Source organism: Paenibacillus sp. Leaf72 (assembly GCF_001422685.1).
GTDB lineage: Bacteria > Bacillota > Bacilli > Paenibacillales > Paenibacillaceae > Pristimantibacillus.
In genome coordinates this window covers 13,317-36,422 of record NZ_LMLV01000011.1, presented here as the reverse complement: position 1 = coordinate 36,422, position 23,106 = coordinate 13,317, and the positions used below count along the sequence as shown (strand labels likewise).

The 23,106-nt window shown below is 49.9% G+C and carries 15 protein-coding genes and 1 pseudogene; 11 read left to right on the top strand and 5 right to left on the bottom strand.

Annotated features, from left to right (window positions below; translation table 11 throughout):
• Positions 1–24 precede the first annotated feature (24 nt).
• Together ASF12_RS14615 and ASF12_RS14610 are read right to left on the bottom strand one after the other, a co-directional pair.
• The gene (locus ASF12_RS14615) at positions 25–261 is read right to left on the bottom strand and encodes a DUF6953 family protein (RefSeq protein ID WP_172455375.1); all 237 of its coding nucleotides are present in this window, start codon (positions 259–261) and stop codon (positions 25–27) included.
• Between the two features lie 69 nt (positions 262–330).
• The gene (locus ASF12_RS14610) at positions 331–1,227 is read right to left on the bottom strand and encodes a PhzF family phenazine biosynthesis protein (protein WP_056035902.1); all 897 of its coding nucleotides are present in this window, start codon (positions 1,225–1,227) and stop codon (positions 331–333) included.
• 332 nt (positions 1,228–1,559) lie between these two features.
• Here ASF12_RS14610 and ASF12_RS14605 point away from each other — a divergent pair, with 332 nt between their 5' ends.
• The 9 genes and pseudogenes from ASF12_RS14605 to ASF12_RS14565 all read left to right on the top strand — a co-directional run bounded on the left by ASF12_RS14605 (position 1,560) and on the right by ASF12_RS14565 (position 10,636).
• Positions 1,560–3,701: a methyl-accepting chemotaxis protein gene (locus ASF12_RS14605; protein WP_056035899.1), complete on the top strand. Its 2,142-nt coding sequence runs from the start codon at positions 1,560–1,562 to the stop codon at positions 3,699–3,701.
• A 124-nt stretch (positions 3,702–3,825) separates the two neighbouring features.
• A complete protein-coding gene (locus ASF12_RS14600) occupies positions 3,826–4,479 on the top strand; it encodes a hypothetical protein (RefSeq protein ID WP_056035896.1) in 654 nt (217 codons plus the stop codon).
• A gap of 436 nt (positions 4,480–4,915) precedes the next feature.
• On the top strand, positions 4,916–6,019 hold the full coding sequence (locus ASF12_RS14595; protein WP_056035893.1) for an iron-containing alcohol dehydrogenase family protein: 1,104 nt from the start codon (positions 4,916–4,918) through the stop codon (positions 6,017–6,019).
• 68 nt (positions 6,020–6,087) lie between these two features.
• Positions 6,088–7,146: an ABC transporter substrate-binding protein gene (locus tag ASF12_RS14590; protein WP_235533165.1), complete on the top strand. Its 1,059-nt coding sequence runs from the start codon at positions 6,088–6,090 to the stop codon at positions 7,144–7,146.
• A gap of 28 nt (positions 7,147–7,174) precedes the next feature.
• Entirely contained in the window at positions 7,175–7,963 is a 789-nt protein-coding gene (locus ASF12_RS14585; RefSeq protein WP_056035890.1) for an ABC transporter permease subunit, read from the top strand.
• 11 nt (positions 7,964–7,974) lie between these two features.
• Entirely contained in the window at positions 7,975–8,739 is a 765-nt protein-coding gene (locus tag ASF12_RS14580) for an ATP-binding cassette domain-containing protein (RefSeq protein WP_056035889.1), read from the top strand.
• Between the two features lie 234 nt (positions 8,740–8,973).
• Positions 8,974–9,183 (top strand): annotated as a pseudogene (locus ASF12_RS36160) (YiaA/YiaB family inner membrane protein); the annotation flags it as partial.
• Positions 9,184–9,267: 84 nt separating this feature from the next.
• Positions 9,268–9,459 (top strand): YiaA/YiaB family inner membrane protein, encoded by a 192-nt coding sequence (locus tag ASF12_RS35660; RefSeq protein WP_056035971.1) that lies wholly within the window; start codon positions 9,268–9,270, stop codon positions 9,457–9,459.
• A 241-nt stretch (positions 9,460–9,700) separates the two neighbouring features.
• Complete coding sequence (locus ASF12_RS14565; RefSeq protein WP_155973179.1) at positions 9,701–10,636, top strand: cation diffusion facilitator family transporter; 936 nt, start codon at positions 9,701–9,703, stop codon at positions 10,634–10,636.
• Positions 10,637–11,573: 937 nt separating this feature from the next.
• On the opposite strand, the gene ASF12_RS14560 is transcribed toward ASF12_RS14565, so the two are convergent.
• From ASF12_RS14560 to ASF12_RS14550, 3 genes are all read right to left on the bottom strand, one after another.
• A complete protein-coding gene (locus ASF12_RS14560) occupies positions 11,574–12,449 on the bottom strand; it encodes an SDR family oxidoreductase (RefSeq protein ID WP_056035887.1) in 876 nt (291 codons plus the stop codon).
• 90 nt (positions 12,450–12,539) lie between these two features.
• Complete coding sequence (locus ASF12_RS14555; protein WP_056035882.1) at positions 12,540–14,168, bottom strand: extracellular solute-binding protein; 1,629 nt, start codon at positions 14,166–14,168, stop codon at positions 12,540–12,542.
• Positions 14,169–14,231: 63 nt separating this feature from the next.
• Positions 14,232–16,550 (bottom strand): helix-turn-helix domain-containing protein, encoded by a 2,319-nt coding sequence (locus tag ASF12_RS14550; protein ID WP_056035879.1) that lies wholly within the window; start codon positions 16,548–16,550, stop codon positions 14,232–14,234.
• Positions 16,551–16,843: 293 nt separating this feature from the next.
• Between ASF12_RS14550 and ASF12_RS14545 the strand changes: the two genes are divergently transcribed.
• Together ASF12_RS14545 and ASF12_RS14540 are read left to right on the top strand one after the other, a co-directional pair.
• Positions 16,844–19,912: an S-layer homology domain-containing protein gene (locus tag ASF12_RS14545; RefSeq protein WP_056035964.1), complete on the top strand. Its 3,069-nt coding sequence runs from the start codon at positions 16,844–16,846 to the stop codon at positions 19,910–19,912.
• A 318-nt stretch (positions 19,913–20,230) separates the two neighbouring features.
• A complete protein-coding gene (locus tag ASF12_RS14540; RefSeq protein ID WP_155973176.1) occupies positions 20,231–22,954 on the top strand; it encodes a rhamnogalacturonan lyase family protein in 2,724 nt (907 codons plus the stop codon).
• Positions 22,955–23,106: the final 152 nt, after the last annotated feature.

Below are 23,106 nucleotides of genomic sequence, written 5' to 3'. Positions count from 1 at the left end.
TTTCATAAGTTTCACACTTATGGGCTAAGTCCAGCCCCAGAAAAAACCTTCACGGTCCCAGGCTGCTTTGCCGCCATGGCCTTTTTTAAACGCTTTTTTAACTTCCTTGTCGATCGACGTATTTCCCTGCTCGTTCACATAAATGAACTGCTCTCCAAAATGGGCTGTAATATGGGCAACGGCCTTCTCCTGATGAAGAATGCCAGCAAACTTCAGCTCTCCAAGCATCCAATCGGCTACATCCTGTGCGGTATGACTCAACGTATCTCTTCCTCTCTCATTCGCAGCTCTCGCCCACTATTATAATCAACCGCCGCGCATATGCCAAATTTACAGCAGGCTTACTCCAAAAGCGTCCACATAAACGGCAGTGCCCGTCACTTCGATGAGTGGTTCATCCTGCTGTTTAGTGACTGTTACCAGGACACGTCCATCCCGGCCTATTTCATGGCCTTGTTCAATGCATAGCTCAAGCGATTGTAGCGGTTTCTCAGCCAAATGCGCTGCATAATAAGCTCCCATTACGCCAGATGCTGTACCTGTAACGGGATCTTCAATCGTGCCGGAATACGGCGATGAAAAATGACGGGCGTGCATATGAGCGTGTGGATCATAGGTTTCCAGGCAAAAAGGGTGCAGAGAAGCACGCGGCATCTCCTGCAAAATTTCGGGGAACCGCTTATTATTTGGCTTCATACGGCGGAATGCTTCGAGACTTTTGATAGGAATTAACAGTGTCCATGTCCCCGTGCTTCCGTAAACAGTGGGAAGCTCTATCTCAATGTCGGCTTCCTCAATGCCCAAGGCATATGCCAATTGTGCATAGGAACCGTTAAAAGCCCGGAACTGCGGAGCCGCCTGCGTCATTGTGATTTGAAGCTGCCCCTGCTCATTCGTATGCAGCCGAACAGGGAGCACGCCTGCTTTTGTCTCAATCAGAAGCTCCGTTTTATCGCCTAACAGCCCCTTTGTTTGCAGCGCATAGATCGTTGCCATCGTGGCATGGCCGCAAAGATTAATTTCGTGGCCGGGTGTAAAATAACGGATTCGAATATCCGCTACATTCGATGGCAGCGGGAAAGCAGTCTCATTAAAGCCAACTTGCCCGGCGATGGCTAGCATTTCTTTTTCCGTCAGATCATTGCCTGTTAAAACGACACCCGCCGGGTTTCCTTTCCCCGGAATAGGGCTAAAGGCATCGTAATGATAGACGTTAATAGATGGCATATGTTTACTCCTTTATGAAGTCTCTTTCTCATCTATCTTTCGTGTTAGAGGCTGAACCTTCTATTCGACAAAGTTTCCCAATTTCCTTTCTTGTAGGAAGTAAGCGTCTATGAATACGATAGCAAGGCAAGGCATGAAAATCAGATGTCATAGGTTAACGCTTTATCCCATTGATTCCTTGTTTGATGGAGGCCTTCCATCGACATTTGTCGAAATGAGGGCGGAATCCCATCGTCGCGCGACTTTTCCTCAAATTTTACTAAACAAATCACCGTCTATAGCCGATATTTCTATTCATGAATAGCAATTAAATAAATAGGCGGGTGGGTCTCATGTTTTTCAAATTGTTAAGTCCTTTTACAGCTCTCATGTCCAAATTGAAGTATGCACAGAAGTTTGTGGTCGTCAGTGCTCTGTTTATGATCCCGCTGGTCTTGCTGCTTGTTCTATGGGTTAACGAGCAGCAAGGAAACATTGAGTATATTAAAAAAGAACATGACGGCGTCACTTATATTAGAGAAATGATGCCGCTTATGCTTCAGGTGCAGCAGCACCGTGGACTATCCTCGGGCTTGCTGAATGGCAATACGGATGCGAAGGCAGAGGTAGATGCTAAATCGCAGGAAATTGCTGGCTTGATCCAAACGATAGACCCGGAGCTGCAAGCGTCTGGCATGGCGGGGGTGCAGGAGCTGTGGGAAGCATGGAAGCAGCAGTGGACAAAATTAAATGCAAGCAGCGCTGCGATGTCGGCTTCCGACAGTTTTGAAAGCCACTCTACGCTCGTCTCAGATTTAACCAATATTATGATTAAACTTGCAGATGAATCGGGACTTTCGCTTGATACGCAGATGGATTCTTATTATTTGGGTTCTATGTTCGTACAGCAGATTCCTGCGTTAATGGAGCATGCGGCGATTATTCGCGGCAAAGGCAATGGGGTGCTTACGAGCAAAAAAATGACGGATAACGAAGAAATTAAGCTTCGTTTGGAAGCGGAAATGATCAATTATTCTTTGACGAATATGAATAAGTCGCTGAGCAGCGCTTTAGGCTGGAATGAGGCATTGGTGCCATCCCTAGAGAAAAGTGGCGCGACGACCGCAACATCGCTCAAAAGCTTTGTAGCGCTTCTTAATACAGGTGTCCTTAACGGCTCCAACTTGAACATGAATGGATCGGAGTTTTTCAAGTCTGGAACGGCGACGATTGGTGTATTAAACGACTTTTATGTACAGGTGAATACAGAGCTTGAGCAGGTGCTCCAGCAGCGTATTGATGAGCTGACAGCCACTAGAAATATGCTGCTCGGCTTGACGGCTCTGTCCCTGCTGCTCGTTGCTATTTTCTACATGGCTTTCTACCGGAATGTAATGGTAACGGTGGCAGCGCTCCGAAATCGTGCGGATGCGATGGCGAAAGGCGACTTTTCCAAAGAATTGCATTTGGAAACGCGGGATGAGCTGCTTCAGGTCGGCCATTCCTTTAATGACATGATTCGCTCCTTGAATGTGCTGCTGCGGAGAAACCAGATTGTGTCTGAGCAGGCAGCGGCTTCGTCGGAGGAGCTCACAGCCATTTCACATGAATCGACGCTTGCGATGAAGCAAATTGCCGAGTCCATTCAGGGCGTATCCGAAGGAACGGACGTACAGCGCGTATCGGCGGATGAAACGTCGAAAGCGATGAATGAAATGGCGGTTGGCATAACACGGATTGCCGAAGCGGCTTCAGAAGTGGCGGATGCTGCGGTCAAGGTGACGGGCAACGCTCAAGTAGGCGAAGAACAGCTTGGACAAACGGTGCGCCAAATGAACAGCATTCAAGCGTCGGCTGTCCGTTCAGGCGAGGTTGTTACAAAGCTGGATGAGCATTCGGTGCAAATTGGCCAAATCGTGCAAGCCGTTATGGCGATTGCCAAGCAAACACAGCTATTGTCGCTGAATGCGAACATTGAAGCGGCAAGGGCTGGCGAGCACGGACGGGGTTTTAGCGTCGTAGCCTCCGAAGTAGGCAAGCTGGCTGAGCAGACGAGCGAGTCGGTGCAGACGATATCTGAGCTGATCAGAGATATTCGGGCGCTCGTAAGCGAGAATGTGAAGGCGATGAGCGAGATGAAATCGGAGACAGCTTCGGGTCTGGCCTCCATTGAGCAGGCCAATACGACAATTGGCGATATTTTGTTTGAAGTCCGCTCGATGAGCGATCAAATTCAGGAAGTGTCGGCAGCTGCCGAGGAAATCTCCGCAGGCATGGAAGAGGTAACGGCATCGGTTGGCGAGGTAGCGAACATCTCGAATAAAACGTCGGATGAGGCCGAGACGATGGCCGCAGCTACGGAGGAGCAGCTTGCGTCGATGGAGGAAATTCAAGCATCAGCCGAAGCGCTGCGCGATATGGCCCAGCAGCTCCAGGACGATCTCAGTCATTTCGTGCTGAGCAGCGAGGACACGGAGCAAGCGAAGGCTGTATAGCACGGAAATATGGATAATGCTCGGGCTGTGCAAGCAGCCTGTAGATTATCCTTTTTTTGTATTCAGATCGAGTCGGATGGTAGAATGAAAGAAGGGCTGAAAAGAACATAAAGGAGAGCAAGCAATGAGATTTTTGAAAAAAACATTGATTTATATTTTGGTCGCTATCATTCTTATTTTTTTATTGAGAATGCTTGAGGTTAGTACTCCGGTATCGATCATCATTATATTTTTGACGTATGTGGCCTTAACGCTGGGCCCCTTATTTTATACCATTTTAGGGACAAGAAACCTGATGAAGATCGAGAGGTTTCTGCTCGCGAACCGCAAAATACCTAGCTACTATATCAATTATACGGTAGCCAATCGTCTGGATGACGAGTTTGAAGAGAACATAGCGAAGCTGCTCAAGCAGTACAAGCAAAAGAATAAACAGGCATTGTTCAAGACGCTTCAGGCTCACTATAATAAGGATATTCAGAGCGTCTTGCACGAAATCGAATTTATACAGCCAATCGAGTATAGGTATTATTATCAGGCTTATTATTACATCGAGAGAAGAGAGTTTACGGAGGCTCATGACTATATAAATCGCATTTCCAAGGATTGGATGAAGCAATCACTGCTGTCTTACATGGAGTATAAACAGGGCAATCGGCCAAGGGCAATCGAACTGGCGGAGGAAGCGATGCAGGCCGCTCGGGGAATCCAGCTATATGTGATGGTGAAAACATTCGAACGCGAGTACCCGGAGCTAAGGCAGCAGATGGTGAAGTAACTGGTTGGTGAATTAACGTTTGCTGTTGTGGCCTCGCGGGGCACTCTGGTCAGGACGTATAGAGCCATATAGAGCCGTATAGAGTGCGAAGGGAAAAGATGTAGAACGGACCGCCGCTAAAGCAGCAGCGATGTCCGTTCTTTTTCTTTATTTTTGGGAAAAAATGAGGTCGCTGCATTATAGATTTTTATGATCGTCTAATAGATTATTTCTGGGCTGATGCCGATTGACGATTAGCTGGGGGTAACCTATACTTGCCTAAATACAAGTAAACAACTGTGAATAATGAGTATAACGATATTGTATAGCTGATTACAAGGTGAAACGGCTGTCGCATTCCTTTGGCGGCGCGGCGCGTTTCAATCCGAGAAATATAGAGAAGGGATGGAACAATCCTATCCTTTCCTATATTTAAAACAAGGGGGTTTGCGAACAAATGGTACAGGTGAAAGCACCAAATCAATACGTAAACGAGCCGAATGCTTGGGCGGATGGCGGGTCAAAAATTGCAGAAATCGGCAACAAGCTTTTTATTATCGGTGGGGAAAAAGCACTAGAGGCCGCGGCGCCGCTGCTGGCCAGCCTGAATACAGTCGATGTCACCTATCAGGTGCACCGTTTTTCCGGGCAGGTGACGACGGAGCAGATTGCAGCTTACTCGGAGCTGGCGTCGAGCCAGGATATCAACGTGCTGGTAGGAATCGGCGGCGGACGGGTGCTGGATTTGACGAAGGCGGTGGCGGAACGGATTCATGTGCCGAGCGTGACGGTGCCGACGATTGCGGCAACCTGCGCGGCATGGTCAGCGCTGACCGTATTGTACGACGAGGAGGGCCGCTCGGCAGGCTATTTGCCGCTTAAGCGGTCGCCGCAGCTGGTGCTAGCCGACACATCGGTGCTTGCTGCTGCACCTAAACGCTACCTCGCATCGGGCATAGGCGATACGTATGTGAAATGGAACGAGACGGTCGTCAATGTGAAAAAGGTTCCGGCCGACCTTGATGTACGGCTTGGCGTCAAAACGTCGGAGCTGGCGGTCGAGGTGCTCGACCGCTATGCGCAGCAGGCGTATGCGAATGCAGGCGACGGCATAGCGTCGCCCGCATTCCATGAGGTTAGTCACGCCATTGTCTGGCTGGCCGGGCAGGTGAACACCGTATCGGCAGGAGGCGCACGCGGCGCTTTGGCCCATGCCATTCACGACAGCCTGACGCAGTTTGCGCAAACGCATGGCTCGCTGCATGGCGAGAAGGTTGCGTTTGGGCTCGTTGCCCACACGCTGCTGCAAGGGCAAACGGCCGAAGAGACGGAGCGGCTTGCAGCGAAGCTTGCTGCGCTTGGTCTGCCTGTTACGCTGGCGCAGCTGGGATTTGAAGAAAAAGCGGATCAAATCGCGTATGACATTGCCCATAAAGTGCCGCTCGCTGGAGCGAAAGCTGCTGAGCTGCCATTCGCCGTTCATCCAGCGGCAATCGCGGAGGCGATTATCGCAGCGGATCAGCTCGGGCAGCGGATTAGAAGCAAAGCAGCCATTTCTTAACAATAAAGGTACGCGATAAACGATAAGGGGAAACATTCCACACGAGATCTAGAGAGGCGGAAACAACCGTGAAAAACAGAAAGAGACAATGGCTAGGCTTAAGCATCGCAATCATCGTGGCGAGTCTGCTCGCAGCTTGCGGCAATACAGGGGGAACGTCGAATACAGGTGCAGCAGCGAGCCCGGCTGCTTCATCTGAAAGCAGCAGCCCAGCAGCGGAAGCTGGGCCAGATTTGAGCAAAGTCACGCTGAACATCGGCCAAACGGGCTGGGAAAATCTAAAGATCGGCTTCAAGGAAGCCGGACTTGATAACACGCCTTACAAAATTGAATTCAGCGTGTTCCAAGGCGGCAATTTGCAGCTGGAGGCAATGGCAGGCGGACATTTGGATGTCGCTTTGACGAGCGAAATCCCGCCACTGTTCGCAGCACAGGCGGCAAACGGCGGCAATTTCAAAATTATTGCGATTCAAAAAGGAAGCACGCTCCAGCAGGAGCTGCTGATTCCCAAAGGCTCGACGGTGAAATCCGTAGCCGATTTGAAGGGCAAGAAGGTTGCTTACGTCAGCAGCACAACCGCACATTATTTTCTGCTGAAGATGCTTGAAGAAGCAGGGCTTAGCTGGACGGACATTGAGCCTGTAGCATTGTCGACCTCTGATGGTCTCAGCGCATTGATCGGCGGCAGCGTCGATGCATTGGCGAGCTATGGCAACGCGGTCATTTCGGGTCGCCAAAATGGCGCTACGACTCTGGCGTCTGCCCAGAACATTTTATCCGGCAACTTCCCGATTGAAGCGACTCCGGCAGCGATTGAAGATCCGGGCAAGCGTGCAGCGATTGCGGACTTCCTGAATCGGCTTAACCAGTACAATGAGTGGATTCGTGCGAACCAAGAGAAGTGGGCAGGCATCGTAGCTGAAAATACGAAGCAGCCTGTCGAGCAGGCGCTTCAAACGCTGAAGGATGGCGAAGCCCAGCAGCCGACGAAGATTTTGCCGCCATCGGAGGAAGCGATTGCTTCCCAGCAGGACATTGCCGATACGCTGCAAAAGGTCGATTTGCTTAAAAATCCGGTTGATGTGAAGACGATTTGGAGCGACGCTTTTGCCGACGCACTGAAATAATTTTAGCCTGAAAGGAGAGAGCTACATTTTGCGGAAACCATCTTACAGCTTCTGGACTTCCTCCTTCACGCCGTGGCTGCTGCCGATTCTGCTGCTCATCGCTTGGCATGTGCTGACGGTTACGGGTATTATTGCCGCTAACGTTTTGCCGCAGCCGCTGCAAGTGATTGAGGAGCTGATCACTTCCATCAAGAGCGGCCAGCTGGCTGAAAATATTGCGATCAGCGCCCGTCGTGCCATCCTCGGCTTCCTTATTGGCGGGGGCATCGGCTTCCTGCTAGGACTTATTAACGGTTTTTCTTCCAGAGCGGAAATCGTCATGGACTCGTCTATTCAAATGCTGCGCAATGTGCCGCATTTGGCACTCATTCCGCTCGTTATTATTTGGTTCGGCATTGGAGAAGAGGTGAAGCTGCTGTTGGTGGCGCTGGGCGTCTTTTTCCCGATCTACCTCAACACCTTTCACGGCATCCGCTCGATTGACCGCGGGCTGATTGAGATGGCGAAGGTGTATGGGCTGCGGGGCTTCGATTTGTATAAAGAAGTGATTTTGCCAGGAGCGCTGCCTTCTGTGCTGGTCGGCGTCCGGTATTCGCTTGGCATTATGTGGCTGACGCTCATCGTTGCGGAGACGGTAGCGGCAAATTCCGGCATCGGCTACATGGCGATGAATGCTCGTGAATTTATGCAGCTCGATGTGACGGTGCTGAGCATTATCATTTATGCGCTGCTTGGCAAGCTGTCCGACAGCATTGCGAAAATACTCGAGAGGCGGCTGCTCCAGTGGAATCCGAATTACAGCCGTGCGAAAGCATAGGAGGGGATGACATGACCGATAGCCGCAAAGGGGCGCAGCTCCAGCTGAGCCGGGTACGCAAGGAGTTTGCAGGCAAGGAAGTGCTAAGAGGCGTTGATCTGAAAATAGACCGTGGCGAATTTGTCGCCATCGTCGGCCGCAGCGGCTGTGGTAAAAGCACGCTGCTGCGGCTGATCGCCGGGCTGGATTTGCCGACAGAAGGCACGCTGCTGCTCGGCAGCGGCGAACAGCAAAGCGGCGGGACAGATATTCGCGTGCTGTTTCAAGAAGCGCGCCTGCTGCCCTGGAAGAGCGTGCTGGATAATGTGCGGATCGGCACGCCGGGCAAGGATAGGGCGAAGGCAGCGGAGGCGCTGGCGCAGGTCGGGCTTGCGGACCGCGCAGGGGAATGGCCGCATGTGCTATCCGGCGGGCAGAAGCAGCGGGTGGCGCTGGCCCGGGGGCTTGCAAGCAAGCCGCGCCTGCTGCTGCTGGATGAGCCGCTTGGCGCGCTCGATGCGCTGACGCGCATTGAAATGCAGCAGCTGATTGAGCGGCTGTGGCTGGAGCAGGGCTTCACGGTCGTTCTCGTTACGCATGATGTGAGCGAAGCTGTTGCGCTGGCAGACCGGGTTATTTTGATTGAGGAGGGCGTTATCTCGCTCGATAAGCGGATTACGCTTGACCGTCCTCGCAACCGGGACAGCGGATTTATTTATTTTGAAAACCTTATTCTAAACAAGGTGCTGGGCAAAGAGGAAATACCGCTGCAAAAGAAGGTCAGCTATACGATATAAACAGCGGTCAACGGACTGTTGCATTTGAGGACAAAGGCGTAGTTTATGCAAACTAAGCCTTTTTTTTATATTCTTTTCAATAATGGAGCAGCTGATATATGCTGCTTGGGGTCATTTTGCTCGCTTTTTTAGCAGCAGGTACTAAGATAAGATGGTACTATTTTTTCCAGCGAAAACAGGTAAGATAAGGCTATCAAACAAATAACCGCACGGTTATACGGGAGGACGCCTATTATGGAAAATCAGATGCCTGTTCGCAAATCAATGAACTTTTACCGCCGCCGGAATACACCGACTTATACGTTTATGGCTTGGGGAGCTTTTGTGCTCGCATTCGCCTTTGAATTTATCGGCATTTATACGCTGAACCAGCCGCTTTCGGTTCAAGGCTACTACGCCGTAACGGGAATACTGCTTATCATTACCTCGTTTACGCTCCAGAAGCTAGCCCGCGACAATGATGAGGATAAATTTCTGAAGGAGCAAAACCCTTCCTATCGCAACCGCAATACGCCAGCCTTTACGTTCATGGCCTGGATCGGTTTTATCATTGCTGTGCTGTCGCAATATATCGGCTTGTACACTTTAGAGGAACCCTTCTATGTAAAAGGCTACTACGCTATCGCCGGAGCTTTCCTGATTATAGCCTGCCTCGTGCTTCAGAAAACCGTTCGCGATAACGAAGAGGATAAAGTGCATTTGAGCCCGGAAGAGGAGTAAGCAAGGGCGGAGTAGGCGGAGGCGGGGAACAGTTGCATTTCGCCTATCCCATAGTTTAGCGGCTCTCAAAGCGTCTCTCGCTTGGAGAGCCGCTTTTTTTTCACGCGCGCAGCCAGAGAGAGAATGATTATCCTTCATGTTATCCATAAAATGTCCATTTGTATGTATTGGTAAATGGGCATATAATTATATTAATTATAAAAAGATAATTATTATAATTAAATTGAAGGAGATGGCTACCATGAAAATAGGCGAGTTTCATCATCTTGAGCATGTGAAGGAGCAATCAGCTTCCAAGAAGACGCTGTGGATTACGCTGATGCTCACTTTGTTTTTCACAATTGTTGAAGTCGTTGGCGGGCTCGTATCCGGCTCTCTTGCCCTGTTGTCGGACTCGGCTCATATGGTTTCAGACGTCCTTGCATTGGGGCTGAGCATGCTCGCCATCTATATGGCGACGAGACGTCCGACGAAGCAGTATACGTACGGCTTTCTGCGTTTCGAGATCATTGCTTCATTTTTGAACGGATTGGCGCTCATTGTCATCGCGCTTTTCATTCTCGTAGAAGGGATAAAGCGGATCATTCATCCTGAGCCGGTTGATCTTGGCCTTATGCTCGGCATCGCCATCATTGGATTAATCGTAAACATCGTGCTTACGCTGGTGCTGAGCCGAAGTATGAAGACAGAGAACAATCTGAATGTGAAAAGCGCGCTGTGGCATTTCATTGGCGATTTGCTTAGTTCGGTTGGCATTATCGTGTCAGCGATACTCATTCGATTGACGGGGTTGTCGATTTTAGATCCGATTATCAGTATCGTCATTGGCGGCATTATTGCATTTGGCGGATACAAGATCATCCGAGAGGCGTATGTGATTCTAATGGAAGCTGTGCCGGAGCAATTTAATCTAGAGGATATTCGCCGTGATCTTAGAGGGGTGGAAGGCGTTGAGGATGTGCACGAGATGCATCTTTGGGCGGTGTCGACCGACCATTATTCCCTTACAGCACATGTGTTGGCGCGAAGCAACATTCAACCGTATTGTATAACGCTCGCAATGAATGAGCTGTTAAAAAACCGCTATGGCATTGTCCATTCCACGATTCAGGTTGAGCATGCCGCTATTCACGATCATGGGGAGTACGGCAAATTAGTTAGTGGCGGTGCGTTCTAGGGCGGGTATGCATACATAAGCAAGCCAGATCGTGTATGCAAACGTGAGCAGGCTAGATCGTGTATGCAAACGTGAGCAAGCTAGATCGTGTATGCAAACGTAAGCAAGCTAGATCGTGTATGCAAACGTAAGCAAGCTAGATCGTGTATGCAAACGTGAGCAAGCTAGATCGTGTATGCAAACGTAAGCAAGCTAGATCGTGTATGCAAACGTGAGTAAGCTAGATCGTGTATGCAAACGTGAGCAAGCTAGATCGTGTATGCAAACGTAAGCAAGCTAGATCGTGTATGCAATCGTAAGCAAGCTAGATCGTGTATGCAAACGTGAGCAAGCCAGATCGTGTATGCAAACGTGAGCAGGCTAGATCGTGATCAAATTTAGCTTTAAACGTATGTAGGGCCTCTGCTAGTGTATATACTCTGAACAAAGATAGATTTGGCGGACACAGCAGCCGCTATTTCAACAGAATCATGGGCAAGGCACAGGCTGCGGACTCAGGAGCCGCTATTGTGCTGTAAATGACCATTTTGGCAGGATAATGAGGATGATAACGACTTTCCTGTCCGCTTACGGCCTGAAACCGGGCAAAAATCCAGAATAGCGGAACCTCAGTCCGCCAAAAAAAGGGTCAGCGGTCTCAAGCTGTTGTGTGGTCTAAGCAATAGGGGTCTCAGCAACAATCGTATGCTTCGGTTCTCAAGTCTTAGACTGGAGTCGTCAGATGAGATTGGCAGCAGTGCTCCAGCATCGAATAAGCTTTGGGCAAGAAGTGGCAGGCCCACACAGGTTTGAATACACACTCTAGTTCATCGAAAGAAAAATGCACTTCCCAGAGTAAATATTGGAAAATCCCATCTAAGCGGGCACAGATCCTATTGGATAAGTCCATGTTAGCGGGAGCTGATCCAATACAAGGCTGGGAGGTGCACTTTTGTTCTTAACCGTTAATGATTTCTCCGCCGTTGACGTGCATCACTTGCCCGGTGACATAGCTGGAATCATCCGAAGCAAGATAGACGTAGGCTGCTGCAAGCTCGGCAGGCTGGCCGGGGCGTTTCATCGGCGTATCACCGCCGAATGTAGCCACCTTCTGAGCGTCGAAGGTGGAGGGAATAAGCGGCGTCCAGATAGGACCAGGAGCGACGCCATTGACCCGAATGCCTTGGCCCGCCAAATTGGCAGACAGGGCGCGGGTGAACGAGACGATCGCGCCTTTGGTGGCTGAGTAATCGATCAGCGTTTCATTGCCGCGATAGGCAGTAACCGATGTCGTATTAATGATGGATGCGCCTTGCTTCAAATGGGCGAGCGCCGCTTTCGTCAAATAAAACATGGCGAAAACGTTAGTGCGGAACGTCGCGGTAAGCTGCTCCGCCGTAATATCCTCAAGGCGCTGCTGAACATGCTGCTCAGCGGCATTATTGACGATAATATCAAGCTTGCCGAATTCCTTGACCGTTTGCTCTACCGCTTGCTTGCAGAAGGCTTCATCTCCAATATCGCCGGAAATTAGCAGGCAGCGTCTGCCGAGCTGTTCGACCTCCTGCTTCACCACGTTTGCGTCCTTGTCCTCTTCCAAATAGATGATGCTGACATCGCAGCCCTCCATTGCAAAGGCAATCGCTGCGGCGCGGCCGATGCCGCTGTCACCGCCGGTAATAATGGCTGCTTTGCCAAGCAGCTTGCCAGCAGCTTTATAAGTTTCGGATTTATAGACAGGCTGCGGATGCATAACGGATTCCAATCCAGGCTGCTGATCCTGATGCTGGGGCGGCAGCGTCTGCTTAGGCGTTTGTGTTGTAGATGTACTCATCCTAAAACCTCCTTGTAGTGGCGCGGCATGCGCCTGTAACAAAACGTTCTTATTGTGGAATAAATGAGCAGAGGTTATACATGATTTCTTTCATTTCACAGCATGCTGGCGATACCAGTCATTTGCTTCCCGAAGCACCTCTGTTCCGCCCGCCTTCATAAACTCCTGGACGAAACGGTCAAAGTCCTCCAAGGGCTTCTCGCCAGTAATAAAGGCGACATAAGCTTTATTTTTTAACTTGATTAACTCAGCTCCATTGTCGATTAAAGAGGGAGTCGCAACTTCCAAAGCATTGTAGATGCCATCCTGATCGAGTCCTAAGGTGGAGGCCCATTGCTCTCTTCGTTCTTTAGGGATCAAGGGTACCGTCATACCCAAATTGGCGCCGATTGAATTTTGATAGTTGAACATGGTGTCAAAGGGAGGCAGCACAATAACATCTTCCTTCGATTCTCCAGCCCATGTCCAGTGTGTGCCTTTGATCCCGTATTTCATCGAGGTATATTCATCGAGATCGGGATTGGCGCTCACATCGTCCAGAATTTGCAGGATTGTCTCCATCTTCCCCGGCTCTTTGGCCGCGTCAGCCCCGATAGCGGTAAAGCTCATCAGCATATCATAGGCTTTGGAGCCTCGTTTTCCTTCTGGTCCACGAAAGGGTTGTCCGAACACAATTCGTGCCTGCGGATTGCCCGCTGTTAATTCCTTCACGTTAAACGTAGCTTCTACCGGGATCTCTTCGCCATTCGTGCTACCCTGATCCTTCATTACCCAATAATCTCCATTTTGAATCCAATGATAGTAATTCCCCATGGAGGTCATGCCGATTTTTCCATTGATAAAGGCATGGGACAGATGCTTGTAGCCGCCTTTATTTTCCCCGGTAACAAACTCCGGGTCGATTACGCCATCAGCGTACCATTTGCGAAGATAATGGAGAGCTTGCTTCATTTCCGGCTCCAATGCGCCGATAACGAGCTTTTCATTTTTCACCCCGAAGTAGAGCTGGTCTGCGAAAACGATTTGCCCGAATGCGCCGAAAACAACATTCATTCCTTCCCTGGACAAGCCGTACGTATCTTTCATGCCGTTGCCATCGGGATCTTCATTTGCGAAGGCATAGATGACCTTCTCAAAATCGGATAGCGTCTCAGGCACAGGCAGGCCCAGCTTATCCAGCCAATCCTTTCGATATACAACAGGTATACGGTAGATGTTTGTGGGATTGATGACAAGAATACCGTAATAGTTTCCGCCGATTTTTCCAGCATTTTGATAAGCGGGCGCCTTTTCTTTAATAGCTTTCATAATGTTGGGGGCGTATTGCTTTAGCATCTCCTCCGGAATTTCGGCCAGCAAGCCTTGCTGTTGATATTTCAGGAGGTCCTGCGGCTGTCTGATCCGGAACAAATCGGGAATTTCCCCCTGTGCCAGCTTCATATCTAGTAAAGCTTCGTATTTTTTGTTTTCTAAATCCCAGATATCCAGATTAACGTTGAACTTATTTTCCACGAGGCGAACCATCTCGGCATCGTCTGGAACAGGCAAATTCAGATGCATCGTCCAGGAAATGTTGTACTGCGGGGTGTCAGAAGAAATGGAAGGCTGCACTTGTTGTGCGGCAGACAGCTGCACAGAGCTCGTTTCGCATCCGCTAACGATGCTTAGACAGACAACTGCGATAAGGGCGGTGATACGTCGTAATTGCTTCTTATTCATGATGAGCCCTTCCTTGAATCATAGTCCTGGCGTGCAGTGCCATGCAGTGTTAGGCTAAAGCGGCTACGCTTGTTTAACGGTTTGGCGCAAATAATTGCCCGGTGTACACCCGTACTTTTCCTTGAATTTCTTAATAAAATAAGCCGCGGTTCCGTAGCCGACCGTACTCGCGATTTGCTCGATTGACATATTATTGTTCTCGATCAATGCTCGGGCGTTTTCCATTCGCAGGCTGGTGACATAGTCGGTATAGGTGATGCCGTTCTCATCCTTAAAGAGCTTGCTCAAATATTTGGGGCTAATAAACACCTGAGCAGCCACCTTCTCAAGAGACAGATCATCCGACAGATGGCTGCGCACGTATTGCTTGGCAGCCTCGACGCTAGAGATGGCTCTGTCGTTATTCCGTTTCTCTATTTGCACTAGGAATGCGGTTATTGATTCAACCAGCCAATTCCGAAAATAATAAATGTTGTGAATCTCTTGATACTGATGATATACATCCATATTGCCTTGATCAGGGTATTTGTAACGGACGCTCTTCACATAATCGGAGTATACGAATACGGTATTTGCCAAAATAAAGTGGCAGTAATCGGCAGCGTACATGCCTTCCTGCATCGTTTTGACCAGCTGATCGACCGCCGTTACGATTTCATCGGATTGCCTAGCGTGCAATTTTTCTTTGAACCTCATAAGCATAGCTTGCGGAATTTCTTCAACACAGCTCTCCCGATCCAGAAGAGCGCGATCATTCAGAATCGACAGGTCTGGCAGTAAATAACCATATTTCATTAGGGTCTGAGCTTCGCTGTAGCTCTTGTGGACATCCATAATGTCCTGCACCCAGCATCCATGAGATATTTGAGATTCCAGCTGGAACTGCTGCTTGTTTTCCGTTAATAGAAGCTGGCAGAGCTGTTCCAAAAGCGCGTCACATTGTTTTTTAGCGAAAACAACAACTACAATCGTCTTGTCCGGCAGCTCCTCGGCAATGATGTGCCCTTCTGGCAGAGAAGCGCCCTGCAGCTGGGTAATCATCCGGTACGTCGCATATTGTTGATCTCGGGAGCTTAACCCGGCAAAAGCTTGATCTGAATTTACAATCATGCAGCAGTAATGGCTGTATGGCTGATTGATGCCTAAAAAGGGAAGCTCCTCGGCCAATTTCTCTGGGGTATAGCGGTTATGGAGCAGGTTCAGCAAAACATTGTGCCTAATAACCGAGCTATTGGCTTCAAGGGTATCCTCTAGGCTGCTGACCTTGTCGTTCAGCCTGATGAAGGCTGTGTCAATTAGCTTGAATTCATTGGCTGCATGGTCAGGCGTATGCCCAGACAAATCCTTTATTTTTCCCACTAATCGCTTGATCGGGCTGTAATTCGCTCTGGCAAAAATCCCGGATAATACGATTCCTAGCAAAAGGGCCATGACACAGATGCCCAGCACCAGCTTTTGTACAAAAATCAACTTTTGATAGAAGAAGCTGGCAGGCAGGGCGCTATATATTTTCCAACCGGTCGATGGCAGTGTTTGGTAGGAAACGGCATAGGCTTCATCCTGAATCGTATCGTTAAAGCTCCCGGCCTCCGCCTTGGACAGCAAGGTCTCGGTAAAGCTGGAGCTGTAAGCACTGTGCAAATCTGGGCTTCTGCTAGCTGAGCCCGATATCAGGCTTCCAGAACGCTCCAAAATAAACGTGCTTTCATATTGTGTAGGCATCATATTCCGAATAACCTCGCTAATCGCGCTTTCCTTCATGTCAATCGCAATGATAAGGTCGTTATTTTTGCCGGAGGCTTGGAATGGATAGCTGTGTGCGTAAGTAATTAAAGTTGCGCCTTTGCTATCGGGCAGACTGGAGTAAATATCCTGCGGAATCAACCGGGCAGGTGTCCAGAGATGGTTTTGCTTAGTGCCGCGCATCCCGTTCATCCAGTCGGCAAAAAATACGGCGCCGCTGCCTTGATCAGCATTAAACTTAAGCCCATAGTTCGACGAAAGCATTATATTTTGTTTAGGATAATACAGATGAACGGCATACACGATGTCCGAGCTGCCAGCGACTTCTGTCTTGAGCAGCTCCTGCAGGTCAATCGCCTTGCTAAGATTGCTTTTATAGGAAGAGTCGGCAAATAAACGGATATCTACGGTTTTGTCGAGAGATAAATTCAAATAAATTTGCTGAACTCGCTGGAGCACCGTGGCTTCAATCGTTTGGGCTGTATTTTCTAAAATCAGCTGGTTTTTGGTGCGCAGCTCCGCTTCGTAGCTTTTTGAGAAGTAGATATAGAAGACGGAGCAAAGCAGCAAAACGATGACAAGCACGATCGCTATATATGAAATGGCTAGATTCGCAAATACGGAGTTCCATTTTTTCACCGCTTACTCCCCCCCTCACCGCCTAGATTATACACCACAGGGTGGACGGACTTATACCCATTAATCAAATCTTAACATTAGGAGCAAAGGCGGTTGAAAATGGAAAAGCAATAAAAGAAAGGAGGAAGGAAAGTGGAAGGAAATGAGGAAGGAAAGGGCGGATGGCGAGGATAGAATACGATTTTTATACATTTCAGAAATTGTTATATTGAGCAGCGGCAAGGCCCAATGTTACGCTCGAAATCGGTTCGGAAAACAAAAAACGAAACGATAGGAGTAGACTCAACTTGAAAATGAAATCTACAAGAAAGTATCTATCTGCTGCTTTGGGCCTGTTACTGCTTTCCAATTCCGTAGTGGGGAATGCTGCAACCGCAGCATCAAATGGAGCTTCCATTGGAGCTTCCATTGAACTGCCGCCAGCTCCGGCATGGGGACATTTTGTAGACAACTACAAAAACAGCATTTCTGCTAACCAATCGGTATATTCCAATCCAGTCATCCGCGTACTGTCAGGGTTTCAGGATCTCTGGGAGCCAGGAACATCCTGGGACAATGGCACGAAGCTGAACAGCAGCGTGTTGGACTACAACATTCAATATGTAGCAAACATAGCTGCTACGCGTACGGCGGAAGATGAACAATTGGCGTATCTCGTTGACCGGAGAAATCAATCGTATGGAGCGACTGAAGGTCTTGGTGCTCTGGCTGATGTGTATCGCGACAAAACGGGAACATTCACGACGATTACAAGCATTCCAGATGATGCCACATCGGTCAAATACAACGACGGCAACGGCTCCAATAAAGCGGGCGATTCGGGTTCCGAGCTTGGCAAAATGGTAGACTTGATCGGGACGCTGCGAGGCAATTACGCATCCAGCAACCCGGCTAAAAACTTCTACAGCTATATGCGTCCCTACCGCTGGGCTAATGATACTTCTATGATCGTGCCTACGCTGGTTCCTGCAATCAGCACAACGCCGGCTACGGATGGCGGTTTCCCAAGCGGTCATACGAATGCTTCGTATCTTGCATCTTATGCACTGGCCTATGCTGTGCCTGAGCGGTTCCAGGAGCTGCTGACCCGTGCTTCGGAAATGGGGAACAGCCGGATTATAGCGGGCATGCATTCTCCGCTTGATGTCATAGGCGGACGCGTGATGGCAACAGCGCTGGCAGCAGCTACCTTGTCTGACCCGGACAATGCGGCACTTAAGCAGGATGCTTATGATCAGGCGCATGCTCTTCTATTGACCGAAACGGGTACAGCGGAAGATCGTTTCACTGACTATGAGAAAAATAAAGCGCAATTCACCCAGCGTTTGACCTACGGCTTCGATCAGATCCAATCCACAACAGAACCAATGGTTGTGCCTAAAGGAGCTGAAGTGCTGCTGGAAACGCGCCAGCCTTATTTGACGGGCGAGCAGCGCCGTGCTGTTTTGGCGACGACGGGCATTGCTTCCGGCTATCCGGTACTGGATGATCCGGAAGGCTGGGGACGTCTGAATCTCTTCGCCGCAGCAGACGGCTATGGCGCTTTTGACAGCGACGTAACCGTAACGATGGATGCCAGCAAAGGCGGCTTCCATGCAGCGGACAGCTGGAAGAACAACATTGCTGGAACAGGCAAGCTGACGAAGGAAGGCACTGGCGACTTGAAGCTGCTCGGTGCAAATACGTATTCCGGGGGTACCCAGATTAACGCGGGTACGCTGGAAAGCGGCTCGGCAACAGCTCTGGGCAGCGGCGATGTCGTGAATAACGGCGGTACGCTAGTAGAGAAGGCAGCCGGAAAAATGACGATTGGCGGAAGCTTCACGCAAGCTGCGAATGGTACGCTTGAGCTTAACGTCGACAGCGCAAGCGATGTGCTGGAAATCAAGGGTGCGGTAAATGCGAACGGAAAATTGCAGGTGAATTTTCAAAGCAGCTATGTGCCGTCCGTTGGTTCTGTGACTCTTATGAGCTATGGCACTGGTCAACAAAATGGTCAATTTGCCGCCGTTGAGATTAGCGGGGTACCGAGCCAGTACAATACTCAGGTTGTTTATCAGGCCAATCAAGTGGTGCTGGAAATTACGAATAAGTCGAATTCGGGAGGCTCAACAGGCTCGGGTAATTCGAATCCGTCGACTCCTTCGCCGACACCTACTCCAACGCCTACACCATCCTTCCCTGTAGATCCGAACTCCATTGGTGTAACGGTGACAGCAAAGGCTGACGCTAATGGAAATGCAGAGGCTGTCATTGACGACGCACAGATTAAAACCGTGACGGAGCAGGCTCAGGCAATAGAAGCGGGCTCAAGAATTGTGACGCTTACCGTTGAAGCGGCGGACAACGCTAAAGCAGTTGGCATCACGCTATCCAAAGCTGCTGTTACTAATCTGTCTAACGGCAAAGTAGATCAAGTTGTCGTGGTGACGCCATTCGGTACTCTTACCATCCTTTCGACTACGCTGAATGCGATAGAGAAGGCAGCAGGCAGCAATATTCGGTTCGAGGTAGCGAAAAGCGGTGCAGATACGCTTACACCGGAAGCGAAACGGTTAGTTGGAACAAGACCTGTATTGGATGTTTCGATTGAATCCGGCGCCTCCAGCCTGTCTACCTTTGGCGGCGGCAGCATTCAGATCGATATTCCGTATACGCCTGCACAGGGCGAGGATACAAACGCTATTGTTGCTTATTATATCGACAATAATGGGAAGCCGAATGTTCTAAACCATTCAAGCTACAGCAATGGCAAGGTTACTTTCATAACGAACCATCTCAGCCATTATGCTGTAGGCTACAATAAGATCAGCTTTAGCGACAGCAGCAGTCATTGGGGAGCTTCATTTATTTCCTATCTGGCTGCGCGGGATATGATTTCCGGCAGCGGCAGCAACCAGTTCGCGCCGAATAAAAGCATCACGAGAGCGGAATTTGCTAAAATACTGGCTGGTGTTGCAGGCGCACATGTGTCTGGATATACGGTTTCTGCATTTGGGGATGTCAAAGCTGGAGACTGGTACTTGCCTTATGTGTCCTGGGCAGCAGAGCATAAAATAGTTGAAGGTTCAAGCAGCAATGAATTTAAACCAAATGTATCGATTAGCCGCGAGGAAATGGCTGTCATGTTGAAGCGATTTACCGATCAGGCTGACTTCACGCTGCCTAAGACGGCCAGCGCAGTCACCTTTGCTGATCAAAGCAGCATTAGCTCGTGGGCAGCAGATGCCGTTGCTTCGTTGCAGCAAGCAGAAATCATCTCGGGCAAGGGCGCCAATGCTTTTGATCCGAAAGGCGGCGCAACAAGAGCCGAAGCGGCGAAAATGCTAGCCGTGCTTCATCAAAATATAAATAAACAATAATATAGCGGCAAAATGATAGTCAGAGTGCGCAGAGAGCCCGGAAATAGGGTTCTCTGTTTTTTATCTAACAAAATGATTGACGATATCATTTGAGCTTAAGATAGTGAAGGCACAAGGGAATGTCTTCTAATGATAGGGAAAGACGGTTATTTAATGGAAAAACTCTGTTTTTTTCCTAGTGCCTGAAAATAGGAATCTATATACTAAAAAGGGATTTACTGCGCTAAGCAGGTGTCGAGCAAAGGAGGCTAGCTAGTTTAACCTGTGTTTTGTAAGCGTAACCAATTGATCTTCAAATCGAAAGGATGCGATTGATTTATGTTCAGCAACCACTCCAACTGGCTTAAAAAGACGGCCGCCACGTTAACGGGGCTTACGCTGCTTTGCGGCAGCGCCGCAGGCGCAACTGCTGCGGGAACGACGGCTTCGGGACAAGCAGGGACGGCCTTGGGCAAAGTACAGCTGGAATATTTGGATAGAGGACTTGTAGCTGTCGCTTCTTCAGGAAGCGTATTTCTCAGCTGGCGGCTGCTAGGAAATGAAGTAACTGGCTATTCCGCGGGCGGGATGACCGGCGCGAATTTCAACGTCTACCGGGATGGCGCGCTTATTGCGACGGTGACGGACAGCACGAACTATTCGGACCCGCAGGGCAGCACATCATCGCGTTACCAGGTGGCGGCTGTAGTGGATGGGGAAGAGCTGGCACGAAGCAGCGAAGCTAAGCCGTGGGGCGATGGCTATTACGATTTGCCGCTTAATAAACCGGCAGATGGGGTTACGCCTGTGGGCGAAGCTTTCACCTATTCGGCTGGCGATATGAGCGTCGGCGATGTGGATGGAGACGGGCAATACGAATATATCGTGAAATGGGACCCTTCCAATTCCAAGGATGTATCGCAGAAGGGCTACACCGGCGAGGTCATTATTGACGCCTATGAGCTGGATGGAACGCAGCTTTACCGCATAGAGCTGGGGCCGAACATTCGCGCTGGTGCGCATTATACCGAATTTATGGTGTATGATTTTGACGGCGACGGCAAGGCGGAAATGATGTTCAAAACGGCTCCAGGTACCAAAATAACGAAATACGATGGCAGCGGCGGCATCGCTTCTGAAAAATATATTTCGATGCCTCAGGAGGATATTGCAGCAGGGTACAGCCATGATGATGATTACCGCGTGAGCAAGCAGGGCTATTATGAGCATGTCGTAAATATGTTCATGGACTGGGACAAGCATGAGGAAGTCGTAAACGGCAATTGGCCGGCAACGCTGGAAGAAAGCTTCGGTATTGCGCCTAAGTATGCATATCCCCTGTCCCGCGAGGATGCGGAAGAGCTGACGGATTATTTTATGGACGTGTATGCGCCGGCGCGCAGCGGCAACAATAAGCTGCGTGATTTTGAAGGCTTTATTTTGAGCGGGCCGGAATATTTGACCGTGTTTGAGGGTGCGACAGGCAAGGAGCTGGAGACGATCCCCTACAAGCCGGGCCGTCATGACGATGGCCTTATGTGGGGCGACTATGCGATGGCGCGGATTGAGCCGGGCAACCGTGTAGACCGTTTCCTTGCAGGCGTCGCTTATTTGGATGGCACGAAGCCTTATGCGGTGTTTGCCCGCGGCTACTACACGCGCTCGACGCTCGTTTCCTATGAATGGGATGGCAAGCATTTGCGCGAGCACTGGTTTGTCGATAGCGGCTGGGTGCCGATGACGAATCCGTTTAATGACGGGCCGCATGGCAGACCGGGACTGAATCCGGCTTTTGCAACGCTTACGACGCAGGGTGCGCATTCGCTGAGCACGGCGGATGTGGATGGCGACGGCAAGCAGGAAATTATTTATGGCTCCTCGACGATTGACCATGACGGTACGCTGCTATACAGCTCGGGCGATATTTTGCCTCCGGGCAGCGCAAATCCGGGGACGTATGCAGGTCTTGGCCATGGCGATGCGCTGCATGTCGCAGATATTGACCCTGACCGCCCGGGCTTGGAAATTTTCATGGTGCATGAGGGCGGAACGTATGCCCCTTATGGCTACTCGCTGCGCGATGCTAAGACAGGCGAAGTCATTTATGGCGGCTACACCGGCAAGGATACCGGTCGCGGCATGGTTGGCGACATCGATCCGGATCACAGAGGGCTGGAGACATGGGCCGTCGGCACATGGACAGCAAGCGGAACGCAGATTAGCACAACCTCTCCTGGAACGAATATGAACATTAAATGGGCGGGCAATATGACGACGCAAATTGTGAATGGCTCCTTGGAAGTTACACCGACGATTGATGATTGGAAACGCGGCAGATTGCTGACGGCTGCGGGAACCCGCACAAACAATCATACGAAGGGAACGCCTTCGCTCGTAGCCGATATTTTCGGAGACTGGCGGGAAGAAATGCTGGTGCGCACCGTGGACAGCTCGGCTATCCGTATCTATATGAGCACAGAGCTGACAGACCGCAAGCTTTATACGCTGATGCATGATTCGCAGTACCGTACAGGCGTAGCTTGGCAAAACACGACGTATAACCAACCGACTTATACGAGCTTCTATTTTGCCTCGGATACGAATTTTGCGAATGTGCCGATTCCAAATTACTGGACGCCGGTTGTGGATGACCGCAGCTCGGTCGGCGCTTCCTTAATCGGGCCAAACGCAATGGCAAAGGGACAAACGTTCGATGTTGTATATGCGCTGCAAAATGTGCCAAGAGGCATTGCGAAGCAAAACATCCGAATTGAATTCGATCCGACTGTATTGGAGCTTGTAAGAACGCCGGAATCGCTGGATACTGGCAGATTCGTCATTAACGAGCATTTAGAGGCTGCTGGCATTATCAGCTTGAATGGCAGCCATGTTGGAGACGGTCTTAACAATCCGCTCGGCAATCTGTTCAAGCTGACCTTCCGCATTAAAGCGGACGCGCCAGCTGATGTGACCGCGCTTGCGGTGACCAAGCTGATTGGCACGGACGGAGCAGGCGTGAATACACAGCTTGCCGGCGATGTGCTGAATATTAAAGTTCACTAACACAAAAGATAGGCCATTTCTGCGGCCGTTTATTGGAGCAACCTTCAAGGCCGCGAGTTCATGCGGCTTTGGAGGTTTTTTCGGTATTTAAGGGGTGTTTTTTGACCAGTAGATTAGAAAATCGTTTATAGTAGAGAGATAGAGTTGACAAC